At 63.2% G+C, this 16,737-nt stretch carries 15 protein-coding genes; 14 read left to right on the forward strand and 1 reads right to left on the reverse strand.

The features are described 5' to 3' along the window. Positions 1–4 precede the first annotated feature (4 nt). From ACQR07_RS16800 to ACQR07_RS16860, 13 genes are all read left to right on the forward strand, one after another. Positions 5–1,375 carry an MFS transporter gene (locus ACQR07_RS16800; protein WP_434903397.1) on the forward strand — a complete coding sequence of 457 codons (1,371 nt, stop codon included), beginning with the start codon at positions 5–7 and terminating at the stop codon, positions 1,373–1,375. Positions 1,376–1,526: 151 nt separating this feature from the next. After that, a complete protein-coding gene (gene trbB, locus ACQR07_RS16805) occupies positions 1,527–2,519 on the forward strand; it encodes a P-type conjugative transfer ATPase TrbB (RefSeq protein WP_434903330.1) in 993 nt (330 codons plus the stop codon). Continuing rightward, the gene (locus ACQR07_RS16810; protein WP_434903331.1) at positions 2,519–2,845 is read left to right on the forward strand and encodes a TrbC/VirB2 family protein; all 327 of its coding nucleotides are present in this window, start codon (positions 2,519–2,521) and stop codon (positions 2,843–2,845) included. Before trbB ends, ACQR07_RS16810 begins: the two co-directional genes overlap by 1 nt. Then, a complete protein-coding gene (locus ACQR07_RS16815) occupies positions 2,845–3,108 on the forward strand; it encodes a VirB3 family type IV secretion system protein (protein WP_434903332.1) in 264 nt (87 codons plus the stop codon). Before ACQR07_RS16810 ends, ACQR07_RS16815 begins: the two co-directional genes overlap by 1 nt. Before the next feature lie 8 nt (positions 3,109–3,116). Then, positions 3,117–5,558 (forward strand): conjugal transfer protein TrbE, encoded by a 2,442-nt coding sequence (trbE, locus tag ACQR07_RS16820; RefSeq protein WP_434903333.1) that lies wholly within the window; start codon positions 3,117–3,119, stop codon positions 5,556–5,558. Continuing rightward, on the forward strand, positions 5,555–6,283 hold the full coding sequence (gene trbJ / locus ACQR07_RS16825; RefSeq protein WP_434903334.1) for a P-type conjugative transfer protein TrbJ: 729 nt from the start codon (positions 5,555–5,557) through the stop codon (positions 6,281–6,283). Before trbE ends, trbJ begins: the two co-directional genes overlap by 4 nt. A 53-nt stretch (positions 6,284–6,336) precedes the next feature. Then, positions 6,337–7,560, forward strand: coding sequence for a P-type conjugative transfer protein TrbL (gene trbL, locus ACQR07_RS16830; RefSeq protein WP_434903335.1), 1,224 nt, complete (start codon positions 6,337–6,339; stop codon positions 7,558–7,560). Between the two features lies 1 nt (position 7,561). After that, a complete protein-coding gene (trbF, locus tag ACQR07_RS16835; RefSeq protein ID WP_434903336.1) occupies positions 7,562–8,245 on the forward strand; it encodes a conjugal transfer protein TrbF in 684 nt (227 codons plus the stop codon). Positions 8,246–8,262: 17 nt separating this feature from the next. Continuing rightward, on the forward strand, positions 8,263–9,210 hold the full coding sequence (trbG, locus tag ACQR07_RS16840) for a P-type conjugative transfer protein TrbG (protein WP_434903398.1): 948 nt from the start codon (positions 8,263–8,265) through the stop codon (positions 9,208–9,210). Beyond that, entirely contained in the window at positions 9,207–10,400 is a 1,194-nt protein-coding gene (locus ACQR07_RS16845) for a TrbI/VirB10 family protein (RefSeq protein WP_434903337.1), read from the forward strand. Before trbG ends, ACQR07_RS16845 begins: the two co-directional genes overlap by 4 nt. A gap of 14 nt (positions 10,401–10,414) precedes the next feature. Beyond that, entirely contained in the window at positions 10,415–10,645 is a 231-nt protein-coding gene (locus ACQR07_RS16850; RefSeq protein WP_434903338.1) for a DUF2274 domain-containing protein, read from the forward strand. A gap of 867 nt (positions 10,646–11,512) precedes the next feature. Further along, a complete protein-coding gene (locus tag ACQR07_RS16855) occupies positions 11,513–13,639 on the forward strand; it encodes a type I secretion system permease/ATPase (protein WP_434903339.1) in 2,127 nt (708 codons plus the stop codon). Then, positions 13,626–15,077: an HlyD family type I secretion periplasmic adaptor subunit gene (locus ACQR07_RS16860; RefSeq protein ID WP_434903340.1), complete on the forward strand. Its 1,452-nt coding sequence runs from the start codon at positions 13,626–13,628 to the stop codon at positions 15,075–15,077. Before ACQR07_RS16855 ends, ACQR07_RS16860 begins: the two co-directional genes overlap by 14 nt. Before the next feature lie 86 nt (positions 15,078–15,163). Here the strand turns inward: ACQR07_RS16860 and ACQR07_RS16865 are convergent, their stop codons facing one another. After that, positions 15,164–16,111 carry a sulfotransferase domain-containing protein gene (locus ACQR07_RS16865; RefSeq protein ID WP_434903341.1) on the reverse strand — a complete coding sequence of 316 codons (948 nt, stop codon included), beginning with the start codon at positions 16,109–16,111 and terminating at the stop codon, positions 15,164–15,166. Between the two features lie 287 nt (positions 16,112–16,398). On the opposite strand from ACQR07_RS16865, the gene ACQR07_RS16870 reads away from it, so the two are divergent. Next, positions 16,399–16,701 carry a hypothetical protein gene (locus ACQR07_RS16870; RefSeq protein WP_434903342.1) on the forward strand — a complete coding sequence of 101 codons (303 nt, stop codon included), beginning with the start codon at positions 16,399–16,401 and terminating at the stop codon, positions 16,699–16,701. Positions 16,702–16,737: the final 36 nt, after the last annotated feature.

A 16,737-nucleotide genomic window follows, 5' to 3' on the forward strand; every position in this document is an offset into this window, starting at 1 on the left:
CTTCATGTTCGGTCGAAAAGGCGCCCAAGCCGAGGCGGTCAGCAATGCCGGTATCTCCGGCTGGCTCGTTGTCGCTCTCGTCTTCATGCCGTTCGCAGCAGGCTATTTCCTGTCGTACCTGTTCCGGACGATCAATGGCGTGGTCTCCGAACGCCTGGCCTCCGAGCTTGGACTGAACGCCGCGGACTTAGGTCTGATCACGGCGGTTTATTTCCTGGTTCTTGCGGCCGCCCAAATTCCGGTCGGGATGATGCTCGATCGCTACGGACCACGGCGCGTTCAGAGTGCGCTGCTCGTGGTCGCGGCATTGGGAGCGGCTGGATTTGCGCGGTCGACCGGACCGATCTCGCTGATGACATCACGCGCTGTGATTGGGCTGGGCGTCGCGGCGGCTCTGACCGCTGGGCTGAAGGCGATCGTTCTCTGGTTTCCGCGCGAGCGCGTGGCACTCGTCAACGGCTACATGGTCATGCTCGGTGCTCTCGGCGCCGTCGCGGCGACGTTGCCGGCCGAAGCGGTTCTGGCTCGGACCGGATGGCGCGACATGTTTGACATCCTGGCGGTCGCCACGGCAGGCACTGCTGTCCTGATTTACTTCCTGGTTCCCGAACGCGAAAGCGATGCAGCTGCCGCACCAGCTGGTGGTGGCCTGTGGAGCATCTTGACCGATCGACGTTTCTGGAAGATCGCGCCGTTGTCGGGAGCATGCATTGGATCTGCCTGGTCGATGCAAGGACTCTGGGCGCCGGCGTGGTTGACCGAAGTGGAGGGCATGACACGAAGCCAGGTGGTGACGGCGCTGTGTGAAACGGCGATCATGCTGAGCCTCGGCGCGTGGTTGCTCGGCACCCTGGCCAATTGGACGCGCAGGAACGGGATCAGGTCCGAGACATTGCTGGCGATCGTCGGCGCGATGTTCATCCTGGCCCAGCTGGCTTTGGTATTCCGGCTACCGGTGCCCTCGATCGTTCCCTGGTTGATGATTGCGATCGTGGGCGCGGCGACGGTGCTAAGCTTTGCGATCATCTCAGACTACTTTCCGAAGGAGATGGCCGGGCGCGCGAACGGCGTATTGAACGTCGTCCACTTTGGATGGGGATTTCTCGCCCAATACGGGACCGGTCTGGTGCTAGCGCAGTGGGCGCAGCATGATGGTCACTATCCGATCTTCGCATATCAGGTGGCTTTCGGTGTGAACGTCGCGCTGCAGTTCGCGGCTTTGGTTTGGTTCGCAATTCCGCGTGGGAAGCGAGAGAGGGAACCGACCAACCTTCAGCTCGGTCTGGATGTCGACGAGCCCAGCGGACACGATGCTGCGTCTTCCCACGAGCGCCCAATTTTGATCAGCGATCCCGCAACTTCGGGCACGTGGTGAACTGACATCGAACAGGCGCAGGTCAGCCGCGATCCTTTGGCGCGGTGCTTTTGGACTTTGCGCTTTCCTACGCCAGAGCACGAACGGAGCGGAGTGGTCCTTGCTCCATGCTTGCTTCTGCATTCTTTGATCATCCGATCGCGAAGAGGGGATGTTCGCGCTCTCAGGATCGGAGAACGGGGTGGTCGAAGTCCTTCAGGCGCAGTTGGTCTCGCGCGGCACGCGCATGCTGCGGACGGCTTTGGGATCGGCCATTGCGCAGCTTCTCGATGATCAGAGTGTCGTCGAGGTGATGCTCAACCCGGACGGCAGGCTTTGGGCCGATCGTCTCGCGTCTGGTTTGGCTGACACGGGTGAAACGCTCCCCGCCGCTGACGGCGAGCGGATCATCCGCCTTGTCGCGCACCATGTTGGGCTCGAGGTCCATGCAGGTTCGCCTCGCGTCTCAGCCGAATTGCCGGGAACAGGGGAACGGTTTGAGGGCTTGCTGCCGCCCGTCGTCGCCGCCCCGACCTTTGCGATCCGCAAACCTGCCGTCGCGGTGTTCACGCTCGACGACTACGTTGCCTCTGGAACCATGAATCCAGCGCAAGCCAGCAGCTTGCGGCAAGCGGTCCTCGATCGCTGCAACATCCTGGTGGCCGGCGGCACCTCCACTGGAAAGACGACGCTGACCAACGCTCTGCTCGCCGTCGTCGCAGAAACCGCAGACCGCGTCGTTCTGATCGAGGACACGCGCGAACTGCAGTGTCGCGCACCCAATCTCGTGGCGCTTCGAACCAAGGATGGCGTTGCGTGCCTGTCTGACCTTGTCCGATCATCGCTTCGGCTGCGTCCCGATCGCATTCCGATCGGCGAGGTGCGCGGCCCCGAGGCGCTCGATCTTCTGAAAGCCTGGGGCACCGGTCATCCAGGCGGGATCGGCACGATCCATGCGGGCTCGGCACTCGGCGCGCTTCGGCGACTCGAGCAACTGATTCAGGAAGCCGTCATTACTGTGCCGCGCGCTCTGATCGCTGAGACGATCAATGTCATCGCGGTGCTGACAGGCCGCGGCCAGGAACGACGCTTGAGCGAGCTTGTCCGCGTCGAGGGACTCGCTTCGACCGGAGACTACCTTCTCGTGCCCTTGGAGGATCAGTGATGGTGAAGTGGACGGAACAGCGTTGTGTTGGAGCGGGCTGGGTGACCGTAGCGGCCCTGCTTCTACTGGCGTCTCCTGCTTGGGCAGCGGGCTCGAACATGCCCTGGGAGCAACCCCTCAACCAGATCCTCCTCTCCGTCGAGGGACCGGTCGCCAAGATCATCGCGGTGATCATCATCATCACGACCGGCCTGTCGCTGGCCTTCGGCGAGACTTCAGGCGGCTTCAGGCGGCTGATCCAGATCGTGTTCGGGCTGTCCATCGCCTTTGCGGCGTCGAGCTTCTTCCTGTCGTTCTTCGCTTTCGGCGGCGGGGTGGTGATCTGATGGAAGAGGACGTCAAGGGCTTCGTCGCTCCGGTCCACCGCTCCCTGACCGAGCCGATCCTGCTCGGCGGCGCGCCGCGTTCGGTTGCGATCGTCAATGGCACGTTGTCGGCCGCGCTCGGGCTGGGGCTCCGGCTCTGGTTCTTCGGCCTGCTGCTCTGGTTCGTCGGCCACATGATCGCGGTCTGGGCCACGAAGCGTGACCCGTCCTTCATCGAAGTCGTGCGCCGTCACCTGCGCACTCCCGGTCATCTCGGTCAGTGAGGTCAGCCATGTTCAATCTCGCCGAATATCGCCGCGCCAACATCCGGCTTGCGGATTTCCTGCCCTGGGCCGCGCTGGTCGATGAAGGCATTGTCCTCAACAAGGACGGCTCGCTGCAGCGGACGGCGCGCTTCCGGGGACCCGATCTGGAGAGCTCCGTCGCCTCCGAACTGGTCGCTGTCGCCGCTCGTCTCAACAATGCGCTGCGGCGGCTCGGATCGGGCTGGGCGATCTTCGTCGAGGCGCAGCGGCATTCGACAGGAGCCTATCCGCCTTGCATGTTTCCGGATGCGGCGTCTGCGCTGGTCGATGCCGAGCGCAAGGCGCAATTCGAGGAGGAGGGGGCTCACTACGAGTCGAGCTACTACCTGACGTTTCTGTACCTGCCGCCGCGGGAAGACGTGGCCCGTTCAGAGCGCGTACTCTATGAGGGCCGGCCGCAATCGGACGGCGTCAATGGTCGCGAGATCCTGCGTAGCTTCATCGACCGTACCGACCGCATCCTGCAGTTGATCGCCGGCTTCATGCCGGAATGCGGCTGGCTCGGTGACGATGCGGTGCTGAGCTATCTGCATTCGACGATCTCGACGCAGCGCCAGCGGGTCCGGGTCCCGGAAATCCCGATGCATCTGGACGGGCTGCTCGCCGACCAGCCGCTGACCTGCGGGCTCGAGCCCATGCTGGGATCAGTCCACCTGCGGGTCCTCACCATCATCGGCTTTCCCTCTGCCACCACGCCGGGGATTCTCGACGATCTGAACGCGCTTGCGTTTCCCTACCGCTGGTCCACGCGCGCGATCATGTTGGACAAGCAGGATGCCGTGAAGCTCGTCACGCGCATCCGCCGGCAATGGTTCGCCAAGCGCAAGTCGCTGGCGGCGATCCTGAAGGAGGTCATGACCAGCGAGGCCGCGAGCCTCGTCGACACGGATGCGCACAACAAGGCGGTTGATGCCGATGCGGCTCTGCAGGACTTGGGATCCGACGACGTTGGTCAGGCCTATGTGACAGCAACGGTGACGGTCTGGGATGCCGACCCGAAACGGGCAGACGAGAAGCTGCGTCAGGTCGAGAAAGTCATCCAGGGGCGCGACTTCACCTGCATGGCCGAGAGTGTGAACGCTGTCGAAGCCTGGCTCGGTGGCCTCCCAGGCCACGTCTACGCCAATGTCCGGCAACCGCCGCTGTCGACGCTAAACCTGGCCCATATGATCCCGCTATCGGCGGTCTGGGCCGGCGAGACACGCGATCACCACCTCAAAGCGCCGCCGCTGCTATTCGGCCGGACGGAAGGCGCGACCCCGTTCCGCTTCTCGCTGCATGTCGGTGACGTCGGGCATACGCTGGTCGTCGGACCGACAGGGGCGGGCAAGTCGGTGCTGCTGGCGTTGATGGCCCTGCAATTTCGCCGCTATCCCGGCGCGCAGATCTTCTTATTCGATTTCGGCGGCTCGATGCGTGTCGCTACGCTCGCCATGGGCGGAGATTGGCACGATCTTGGTGGCGCGTTGTCGGCGGAGACGGAGGCCGCCGTCGCGCTGCAGCCCTTGGCCGGCATCGACGATATCGGCGAGCGCGCCTGGGCCGTCGATTGGATCACGAGCATCCTGGTTCACGAGAAGATTGTCGTGACCCCAGAGGCCAAGGAGCATCTCTGGTCAGCTCTGACCTCGTTGGCGTCAGCGCCCGTGGCGGAACGTACGCTGACCGGGCTGTCCGTGCTGCTGCAGTCCAACAGCCTCAAGCGAGCGCTCAAGCCCTATTGCCTCGATGGCGCGCAAGGCCGCCTGCTGGATGCCGACCACGAGGCCCTCGGCGACCGATCGGTGCAGGCGTTCGAGACCGAGGGGCTGATCGGGACAGCCGCAGCGCCCGCGGTGCTTGGCTATCTCTTTCATCGGATCGCCCAGCGCCTTGGCGGCCGCCCGACGTTGCTGATCATCGATGAAGGTTGGCTGGCGCTGGATGATGCCGATTTTGCCGGACAGCTGCGCGAATGGCTGAAGACCCTGCGCAAGAAGAACGCATCCGTCGTCTTCGCGACCCAATCTCTGTCTGACATCAACGGATCGTCGATTGCGCCCGCCATCATCGAGAGCTGTCCCACCCGGATCCTGCTCCCCAATGAGCGCGCCATCGAGCCGCAGATCACGGCGATCTATCGCCGCTTCGGGCTCAACGATCGGCAGATCGAGCTGTTGAGCCGGGCAGTCCCGAAGCGCGACTATTACTGCCAGTCGCGCCGCGGCAATCGCATGTTCGAGCTCGGGCTGGGGGAGGTCGGGCTTGCGTTTGCTGCCGTCTCGTCAAAGGCAGATCAGGCCGCCGTTGCGGACGCGTTTGCGGCAGCCGGGAAGGAGGGATTTGTCGCGGCGTGGCTTCGGCACCGCAATGTCGGCTGGGCTGCCGACCTCATTCCGGGCCTCGAGAACCTGGAGACCCAGGGATGAGGCGGATGGGTCGTTTGGTGGCGCACGTGGTGGCCGTTGTTCTGGTGACGGCTGCGCCGGCGCGAGCGCAACTGGTCGTCTTCGACCCGAACAATTACGCCCAGAATGTTCTGACAGCCGCGCGCGAGTTGCAGCAGATCAACAATCAGATCCTGTCGCTGCAGAACCAGGCGCAGATGTTGATCAATCAGGCGAAGAACCTGGCTAGCCTGCCGTATTCCTCGCTGGCGCAGCTGCAGCAGTCGATCCAGCGGACGCAAGACCTACTGAAACAGGCTCAGCGGCTGTCCTACGACGTCCAGCAGATCGACCGCGCATTTGAGACGACATACGCGCCTGCCAACGGCAACACATCCAACCAGGATCTCGTCGGCAATGCGCAGGCCCGTTGGCAGACGTCGGTGGCGGCCTTGCAGGATGCCCTCAAGGTTCAGGCCGGCGTGGTCGGCAACCTCGACGCGGTGAAGAGCCAGTCGGCGGCACTGGTCGCGGCCAGTCAGGGCGCGAGCGGCGCGCTGCAGGTGACCCAAGCCGGCAACCAGATCCTGGCGCTGCAGGCGCAGCAGCTTGCCGATCTCACGGCCGCGGTGGCCGCTCAGGGGCGGGCCCAGAGCCTCGATAACGCACTGCGCGCTGCCGCACAGGACCAGGGGCGCGAGCAGCTCCGGCGCTTCCTCGCGCCGGGGCAGGGCTACCAGCCCTCCAACGTGCAGATGTTCCACTGAGGATGAGCCTCTGATCTGCGGGAGCTCTGCTGTCGCTCGAGGGAGATTGGCCTATGGCTGGAACCGGTATCATCGATCAATTCCTGGAAGCCTTCACGCGCTCGATCGATAGCGGCTTCGGGCTGCTCGGCGGCGAGGTCGGCTATCTCGCGACGACGCTGGTCGCGATCGATGTCACGCTGGCAGCGCTGTTCTGGGCCTGGGGCGGCGAGGACGATATCATTGCCCGCCTGGTGCGAAAGACGCTGTTCGTCGGCGTCTTTGCCTATCTCATCGGCAACTGGAATAGCCTCGCCCGTATCGTCTTCGAGAGCTTAGCCGCTCTCGGTCTCAAGGCCTCAGGATCGGCGCTATCGACCGCTGACTTTCTGCGGCCGGGGAAAATCGCGCAAGTCGGGCTCGATGCCGGACGGCCGCTTCTCCAGGCGATCTCGAGCCTCATGGGGTATGTCGGCTTCTTCGAGAACTTCGTGCAGATCGTGGTCCTCCTGTTTGCCTGGCTGGTCGTGCTGCTGGCCTTCTTCATCCTCGCGATCCAGCTGTTCGTCACCCTGATCGAGTTCAAGCTGACGACGCTCGCAGGCTTCGTGCTGATCCCGTTCGGCCTGTTCGGCAAGACAGCCTTCGCGGCCGAGCGCGTGCTCGGGAATGTCATGTCCTCGGGCATCAAGGTGCTGGTGCTTGCAGTCATCTCCGGCGTTGGCTCCACACTCCTTGCGCAGCTGACGCAAGCGGGCGGAGGCGATCCGCCGACCATCGACAGCGCAATGGCGTTGGTGCTGGGATCGCTGTCGCTGCTTGGTCTAGGGCTGTTCGGGCCCGGTATCGCGAATGGCTTGGTGTCCGGCGGCCCGCAGCTTGGCGCCGGCAGTGCTGCCGGTCCGTCCTTGGCAGCCGGTGGACTCGCCGTGGCTGGCGTTGGGCTCGTCGCTGGAGCAGCCGGGCTCGCCGGTGGCGCGATCTCCGGCTCGACGCGAGCCGCTGCATCACTTCGCTCTGGCGCGTCCAGTGTCTTACGCCGTGGCCCAGCTGGAGCTGATGAGGCGGGCGGAACCTCGAGTCCCTTGCGCGAGAGGATCGCTGCACCGAACGGCCAGGCAGATCCCTCCTCGCCGGTCGAGGGGGATGGCTCAGCTGCTGCCTCGCCCCGCTGGGCACAACGCATCAAGGCGGCGCGTGCCGTTCACCAGGGGGCGTCCACAACCACGCAAGCGGTGCGCAATGCCGAGCAGGGCGGCCACGGCAGCTCCGTCGATCTCTCCGAGGGGAAATCCTGACATGTTCAAGCGTCCATCCGTCCACTATGGCCGCACACCCGAGCCGGTCACGCCCTATCAGAAGGCCGCGCAAATCTGGGACGAGCGCATCGGCTCGGCCCGCGTGCAGGCCAAGAACTGGCGGTTGATGGCGTTGGGGTGTCTCGGACTCGCTGCTGGTCTCGCTTCTGCGCTGATCTGGCAGTCCACCCGCGGGACGGTGACGCCCTGGGTGGTCGAGGTCGGTCATCTCGGCGAGGTTCAACGTGTCGCGCCAGCGATCGCCGACTACAAGCCGACTGATCCGCAGGTCGCGTTTCATCTCGCCCGCTTCATCGAGGATGTCAGAGGGTTGCCGGCGGACGGGATCGTGCTGCGCCAGAACTGGCTGCGGGCCGATGATTTCACGACGGATCGCGGCGCCGCTGCGCTCAACGACTACGCTCGCTCCAACGATCCGTTCACGAAGCTCGGCAAATCCCAGGTCTCGGTCGAGGTCTCGAGCGTAATCCGAGCCTCGCCGGATAGTTTCCGGGTCGCCTGGGTGGAGCGGCGCTACGAGAACGGCGCGCTGAGCGCAACGGAACGCTGGACCGCGATCCTGACGATCGTGCTCGCGATGCCCGACAACGCCGATCGGCTGCGCAAGAACCCGCTCGGCGTCTACGTCCAAGCTATCAACTGGTCGAAGGAGTTGTCGCAGTGAGGAGGCAGGTTGCTGGGGTGTCGCGCGCGCGATGGACGATCGTGCTTGCGACTATTGTTCCGCTTGCCGGCTGCGTGACGACTACGCCGCCAAAGATCAGCTATGACAGCGACGTGCCGCCCTTGGCGGCACCGCCTCCGGCCGTGGAAGACAGGCCCAAACCGCTTCACTTGCCGCCGCCATGGAAGGTGTCTCTGGGGGGCCCAACTGGTGCCAAAGAGGACGCGGACCCGCTCGATCGTGTCGAAGCAGCCAACAGCGCCGCGAGGGTCGAGCCGCGGAAGCGGGGGTACTTCAACGCAGCCCAGATCTATGCCTACAGTCCCGGCGCGCTCTACCAGGTCTACGCGGCGCCGGGGCAAATCACGGACATCATGCTCGAGGAGGGCGAGCAGCTCACGGGCTCGGGACCGGTCTCGGCCGGCGATACCGTGCGCTGGGTGGTCGGTGATACCGAGAGCGGGGTGGGGGACGCGCGACGCGTCCATATCCTTGTCAAGCCGACGCGGCCTGCAATCGAGACCAATCTCGTCGTCAATACCGACCGGCGGACCTATCTGATCGAGCTGCGATCTCGCGAGAAGCCGTATATGCCAGCCGTCGCCTGGTACTATCCGCAGAATGCGGATACCCGAGCCCGACAGGCGATGCTGAGGCCGGAGTTGCCTGAGCCGTCGCAGCGGCACCTGCGATACCGGATCGAGGGTGATGATCCACCTTGGAAACCGGTGAATGCCTATGACGATGGCCGCAAGGTCTATATCGAGTTCGCCCGCGGCATCGTGCAAGGCGAATTGCCGCCATTGTTCGTCCTTGGCCCCGATGGTGCGCCGGAGATCGTCAACTATCGGACCTTCCGCAATGTGATCATCGTCGATCGCCTGTTTGCGGTTGCAGAACTGCGCCTGGGCGGCGAACAGCAGCAGAGGGTCCGGATCACCCGAACCGATGGAGCGACCCCATGACGGGCGGGGACGACTCGGCTTCGACTGCGCAAGAAAGGTCTGCGAGCGATCAGCGTACGAAGGAGCTGCGGCTCAAGGGCGATCCGCCGCAGATCACGCGGTTGTCCCGCAAGGTCCTGGCGGGCGGGAGCGCGCTGGCGCTCCTCCTGATCGGCGGCACCTTCATCTGGGCGCTGCAGGCCAAAAAGTCACGGCAATCCGGTTCGGACGAGCTCTACAGCACCGATCACCACGATGTAGCCGACGGCGTGTCTGCGCTGCCGCGCGACTATGCAAGCTTGGCCAAGGACGCCCCTGTTCTCGGCCCACCGCTGCCCGGCGACCTTGGCCGGCCGATCCTGGCGTCGCAAAGTCAGGCGCCCACCACACCGGATCCGGATCAGCAGCGCCGAGAGCAGGAGACGGAAGCTGCGCGGGTCAGCCGGCTGTTTGCCGCAACCAATGTGCGCGACAGCCAGCCGCTGGCGAGCCCAGTTCAGGGCAGCGACCGCTCTGGGATGGCGCCGAACCCGGATGAGTTCCTCTCCCAGAATGGTCAGGAGCGCAAGCTCGCCTTCGTCAACGCTCCGGTTGATCGCCGCACGACCAATCCGGACCGAGTCGCGCGGCCAGCCTCTCCGTTCGTTGTCCAAGCCGGCACCGTCATTCCCGGTGCGCTGATCACAGGGATTCGCTCCGACCTGCCTGGACAGATCACGGCTCAGGTGACCGAGAACGTCTTCGACACTCCTTCGGGACGCGCTCTGCTAATCCCGCAAGGAGCACGCCTCATCGGCGTGTACGATAGCCAGGTGACGACCGGCCAGACACGCTTGCTCCTGGTCTGGACGAGACTGATCATGCCCAACGGCCGCTCGATCGTGCTCGAACGTCTCCCGGGAGCCGATGCGGGCGGCTATTCCGGGCTCTCTGACGAGGTCGACAATCACTGGAAGCAACTCATCGGCTCCGCATTGCTCGCGAGCCTGCTGTCGGTGGGCAGCGAAGTGAATGCAGGCGCGAACACCAGCACGAATAATGCAGGCATCATCCAGGCGTTGCGCCAGGGCTTCGGTAACGCGATGAGCCAGACCGGCCAGCAGCTCGTGCGCCAGCAGATGAACATTCAGCCGACGTTGACGGTGAAGCCCGGGTTTCTGGTGCGGGTGATCGTCAATCGTGATCTCGTGCTTGAGTCGTACCGCGATTGAAAAGAGTCGGGAAAATGAAGCTGAAGATTTCTGCGCTTCCTGACGACAAACCGGTCAAGATCTCAGTCGAGCTTCCTGCAAGAGTGCACCGAGACCTTCTGGCATATGCTGAGATTGTGGCGCGGGACTCGGCCCAAACACCGATCGAGATCGGACGTCTTGCCGCAGCCATGGTGTCTCGTTTTATGGCGACCGATCGGGCGTTTGCCAGGTTTAGACAGCGGACTCCAGACGAGGGCGAGTAACGGGTGATCAGTCCCACGTTCATGATTTTCCGAAGAAGGATCGCTCCTCCGACGAGCGATCCTGCCAGCAATCGGGTGATCCCTTAGAAGCCACGCGTTCGAGCCGTACGCTTCCGGAAAACGACGGTCGGCATGCCGGATCAGCTGGGGGTGATGGCTACTTGCCTCCTCGACCAAGATGCCGGCTTGGGCTTACGTCTCGTATCTGGTGAGTCGCGGGTCCTTATCATCATCGGGAATTACGTTCGTAGAAGGCAGTAGAACATTCAGCGCCTTCCAAATGTTGATTTCTATGCCTTAACCTTAGCAATCTTACGTCTAGCTGCTGCAGGGGTGGATCTCGCGTGCTTGCTACTTCCAGATGAGTTGACGTCGATTCCGAAGATAGCGAGATCTCGAGGCTCTCCGCGTTCTCTCAGGAGCTCAAAGCTCGGCCATTTGCCGACTTATGGTCATAACGTCTCATACGCGAATGCAGGTTGGTCCCCTCACCGGCAGGCGATTGGCTCGTTGGAGAACGAGGAAAGTCCGGAGATTGAGCGAGCCGGCTTGAAATCAATCCGTGTGTATCACCTGAATATCCGCGCAACTGTCGACAGGACTGGTTGATTCGGCCATGCCAGTCTTTGTCGCTGGCCGACATTCGGGAAAGTTGGATCGGCTTGCCTGGGCAAGACGAACAGTAATCGGCATGTGTGGTCGGCGACACTCTTTTCCAGAACGGCGCAAAGCACAAATGCGACCGGTGGTTGTTTATTTGTTGCTCTTCAGATACAGTTCAGATGTCTGTCGGGCAATTTGCCGTAGTTTCACTGTAATTTCGCCGGCTGCGCACTATTGTCGCACCACTTGAGGTGGTGCTGTCCGATGGACGTTAGGCAGAGAGACACGGGGCTAGACTGCCTGGCATTGCTGCTGCGATTCCATCTGGTTGCCGTTGATCCGGCGCAGATTGCACATCAGCTGGCGGGCGAGCGGGCCGATGTGAATGCGATGCTCCGCTGCGCTAGGCAGCTGAAGCTGAAGGCGCGTGCGGTCAGGCAGACATGGGACGGGCTCGCCAAGCTGCCCCTGCCGGCCATTGTGGCGCGCTCGGACGGTTCTTTCGTCATCCTCGGCCAGGTCACGGCCGAAACGGCGCTCATTCAAGACCCGCTCGTGAACCGGCCGCAGAGTCTCAAGCGCGCCGAGTTCGAAGCCAACTGGACCGGCACGATCGTGCTGATGGCGCGTCGCGCCTCGTTGACCGATCTCGCACGGCGATTCGATGTCACCTGGTTCCTGCAGGCGATGCACAAATATCGCCGGCTGCTCGGCGAGGTGCTGCTTGCCTCGTTCTTCCTGCAGCTGTTCGGCTTGGTCACGCCGCTGTTCTTCCAGGTCGTCACCGACAAGGTGCTGACGCATCGCGGCTATACCACGCTCGACGTGCTGGTGTTCGGCCTGATTACCGTAACGATTTTTGAGACCGCGCTGGGTGGTCTTCGAACGTATGTGTTCTCGCACACAACCAACCGCATCGACGTCGAGCTTGGGGCGCGGCTGTTTCGCCATCTGGTCGCGCTGCCGATCGCCTATTTCGAGGCGCGACGGGCCGGTGATTCGGTGGCGCGGGTGCGCGAGCTTGAGAACATAAGGAACTTCATCACCAGCTCGGCGCTAACGCTGGTGATCGACCTCGCATTCACCTTCGTGTTCCTGGGGGTGATGTTCTACTATTCGCCGTACCTCACTTGGATCGTGGTGGGCTCGTTCCCGTTCTACATCGCGCTGTCGGCCGGCGTGACGCCGATTTTCAAGCGGCGGCTCGACGTCAAGTTCGACCGCGGCGCCGAGAACCAGGCCTTCCTGGTCGAGACCGTCACAGCGATCCAGACCTTGAAGGCCATGGCGATCGAGCCGCAGATGCAGCGGCGCTGGGAGGAGCAACTCGCCGGCTATGTCGGCGCCAGCTTCGAGGTGCTGTCGCTCGGCAACTGGGCCAGCCAGTTGGTGCAGTTCATCAGCAAGATCGTCACCGCGCTGACCTTGTATTTCGGCGCGCATCTGGTGATCGAAGGTAGTCTGAGCGTCGGTGAGCTGATCGCCTTCAATATGCTGGCCGGGCGGGTGGCGCAGCCGGTTCTGCGGCTGGCGCAGCTGTGGCAGGATTTTCATCAGGCGCGGCTGTCGGTGGCCCGGCTCGGCGACATCCTCAACACCACGCCGGAGCCGGCGTTCAATCCCGGCCGCGCAGCGCTGCCGCCGGTGCGCGGCGAGGTGGTGTTCGACCACGTGCATTTCCGCTACCGTGTGGATGGTCCCCTGGCGCTGCACGATGTCAGCCTGAAGGTGCCGGTCGGGCAGGTCGTCGGCATCGTCGGCCCCTCCGGCTCGGGCAAGTCGACGCTGACCAAGCTGATCCAGAGGCTCTATGTCCCCGAGAGCGGCCGCATCCTGATCGACGGCGTCGACCTGACGGTTGCCGACGTCACCTGGCTGCGGCGTCAGATCGGCGCGGTGCTGCAAGAGAACGTGCTGTTCAATCGCTCGATCCGCGACAACATCGCACTCGCCGATCCCGGCATGGCGATGGAGCGGGTGATCCAGGCGGCCGAGCTCGCCGGCGCCCATGAGTTCATCCTCGGCCTGCCCGACGGCTACGACACGGTGGTGGGCGAGCGCGGCGCGAGCCTGTCCGGCGGCCAGCGCCAGCGCATCGCGATCGCGCGTGCGCTGGTCACCAATCCGCGCATCCTGATCTTCGACGAGGCGACCTCGGCGCTCGACTATGAGAGCGAGAACATCATCCAGCGCAACATGCGCAAGATCTGCGCCGGGCGCACCGTGTTCATCATCGCGCACCGGCTGTCGGCGGTGCGCAATGCCGACCGCATCATCACCATCGAGAACGGCCGCCTGGTCGAGGATGGCACCCATGACGAGCTGATCAAGCGCGCCGGGCGCTACGCGACCTTGCACCAGATCCAGGCGGGGCTCCATGTCGTCGGCTGAGGCACACAGGCAGGACAACGCGCCGATCGCGCTCGACGCGCGCCGCCGCCGCAACGATGCGCGGGAATTCCTGCCCGCGGCGCTGGAGATCGTCGAGACGCCGGCCTCGCCGGTCGGGCGCGCGGTGGCCGGCAGCATCATGCTGTTCTTCGCTATCGCGATAGGCTGGTCGATCGTGGGTCAGGTCGACATCATCGCCTCGGCCCAGGGAAAGATCGTGCCGACCGGCCGCACCAAGACGATCCAGCCACTGGAGGCGGGCGTGGTCGCGGCGATCCATGTCCAGGACGGCGACAAGGTCCATGCCGGCGACGTGCTGGTCGAGCTCGACCGCACCGTCACCCAGGCCGAGCGCCGCCGCGTCGCACAGGGCCTGATGCAGGCGCGGCTCGATGTGGCCCGGCTCAGCGTGCTGCGCGACAGTTTTGCCGATCTCACCGCGCTGCGGCCGCTTAGCATGCCTGAGGGCGCGGCGCCCGCCGACATCGCGCGCACCCGCGCCGCGCTGCAGGCCCAGGCCGCCGAGCAGCTGTCGAAGCTCGCCTCCAACCTGCAGCAGATCGCCCAGAAGCGCGCCGAGGCGCAGTCGATCGAGGCCGCGATCGCCAAGATCGACGCCACGCTGCCGTTCCTGCAGGAGACCGCCGACATCCGCCGCAACGCCAAGGAAATCCAGTACGGCAACCAGATCGCCTTCATCGACGCTCAGTCGCGGCTGATCGACCAGCAGAACGAGCGCGTCGTGCAGACGCGCCGCCTTGTGGAAATCGACGCCGCACGGCAGGCGCTGGAGCAGCAGCTGGCGCAGACCCGCTCCGGCTTCGAGCGTCAGGTGCTGTCGGATCTGGCTGATGCCGAGAAGAAGGCCGAGGAGTTGACGCAGGACCTCGTCAAGGCCGAGCGCAAGACGACCGAGCAGGTGCTGCGCGCCCCGATCGACGGCACCGTGCAGCAACTCGCCCTGCACACGGTCGGCGGTGTCGTCACGCCGGCGCAACAGCTGATGCTCATCGTGCCCGCCGACAGCCAGCTCGAAGCAGAAGCCATGATCTCCAACCGCGACATCGGCTTCGTCGATGTCGGGCAATCAGCCGAGATCAAGATCGACACCTTCAACTTCACCCGCTACGGCCTCGTTCATGGCAAGGTGCTGAGCGTATCCCAGGACTCCATCGTTCGCGAGAAGCCCGCCGACAAACAAGCCAGCGCCAAGCCCACTGGCGCGCTCGCCGAGACCAGCGAGCCGGCGGGGCAGGAGTTCATCTATTCGGCGCGCGTGTCGCTGGACGAGAAGCAGATGCAGGTCGAGGGCAAGATGGTGGCGCTGGCGCCGGGCATGGCGGTGACGGTGGAGATCAAGACGGGGACGCGGCGGATCATCGAATATGTGATGTCGCCGTTGCTGCGCTACCGGCAAGAAAGCCTGAGGGAGCGATGAAGATGTCGGTCTCTCCCATATGCAAATCCGGTCGGTCGCCGGTGTTCCATCAGAATCAGGCGCGCTTCCAAGCGGCCGAACAAAGGTCACGACGTGCTGGACGTCGGTCGCCGGATCGCGATGTTGCCCCCGCAATCACCTTGCAAGTATCCGAAACGCTGCATCATCGGCGCGTGCGCCCGAACGATCTCTTGAATCTGGCCAGGCGACAGGACCTTGGCCCATTGGCCACTGGTGCCTTCGCGAAAGAACCGCTCGGCCGCCGGAGGCTTCTCCCGAAACCCCGACTCGTTCTCTTGACGCTGCAGCTCGGCGAACGACGATTTCTCGATCGCCGCATTCAGCTGTGCCTCCGTCGGCTTCAATCGCAAAAACCTCGCGAGCACGCCGAAGGTCCGTACCGGCTGGGCCAGCATGTCTTCGTAGCGCATGATGTGCACCGGCCGGCTGTAGATGCCGATCCAGCCTCCCACATGCTGGCTCCAGGAGCCCATCGTCTCGTAGATGTGCTGAACGCGGTTGGGGCTCGTGAAGTTTGGCGTGGCCATCTTGGCGATCGTCTCATCGATCGGCTCGTTGGAGTGGTGGGCGAAGGAGATTGCGACGTCGAGAGGGTTGCGCACAACATAGACGGCGGCGAGCGTTGCGTCGAGATTGATGGTCGGAGCGCCGCAATCTTCGCCGACGCAGAGATGCGTCTTGGCAAGGAACGGACCGGAACAGTTCTGCGCCATCCAAGCCTGCGCGTTGGGGCGCGCTTGGGCGAGCTCCTCGTGGCTAGCTTCGGTGAACGGTTTGCCGAGCACTGCCTCAAATTGCTTGGCTCCGAATTCCCACCATGTCTGCTGATGCAGCTTATTAATTTCCTGAGGCGCAGCGCCGATTTCCGATATCTCGCGCAGAAGATTATGGATGAATATCCTGATCCAGGTATTGCCCGACTTCGGGTAGGACGCGATCCAGAGAATGTTCTGAATCGAGGTGTTCTTGCTCGTTGGCGCAGTGTCGTGTTTCTCTGTCGCGTGCTTCATCATGATCTGGTCCATAAAAAGCCGGTCAAGCCACCAGTATTGCTGTGACGAGCAGGCGTCAATTGGAGTCCTGGTTGGAAATGGCCGAGCGAACACATCGGACCTCTATTGCGAATGTACCTACACGAGAGATTTTCAACTGAGAGCTATCATGGGCGCGGCATTCATCGACAAGAGGCGTTCCAAATTGTTGGTGAAAGCAATGAATTGGTTTCAAGAGGGTGAGCAGTATTGTGAGATGCCTCAAAGGTGCTGGCAGTCAGTATAGTTGGTAAGTTTCGGGAGAGATAATGCACGAGAATACAATGGTCGCGCTCGGGTTTCTCGGCACGCTTGCCGGTGTCGTGTCGGCGATTTCCATCAATATCGTGCTTGTAAAAAGGAAATTGAGTAGGTGGGATGCCAGTTCCACCATCTGGTTCGTAGCTTCTATCGGAAACTTTGGCGAGAAGCAAAAAGCCATGTGGCAACGAAGGGGCGGTTACGGCCGAGCCGAGTCCGAAATTATCATTAGGTATCAGCTGCTGTGCTTATTGGAGATGCCGGTTGGGCTTCTTCTTAGCGCGGTCTTGGTGCCGTTCCTTGGCCCGTAAGGGGCCTCGACGGCGTTTAACTACAAGGAGAAGTTC

This window comes from Bradyrhizobium sp. HKCCYLS20291 (assembly GCF_051167715.1).
Taxonomy (GTDB): Bacteria; Pseudomonadota; Alphaproteobacteria; order Rhizobiales; family Xanthobacteraceae; genus Bradyrhizobium.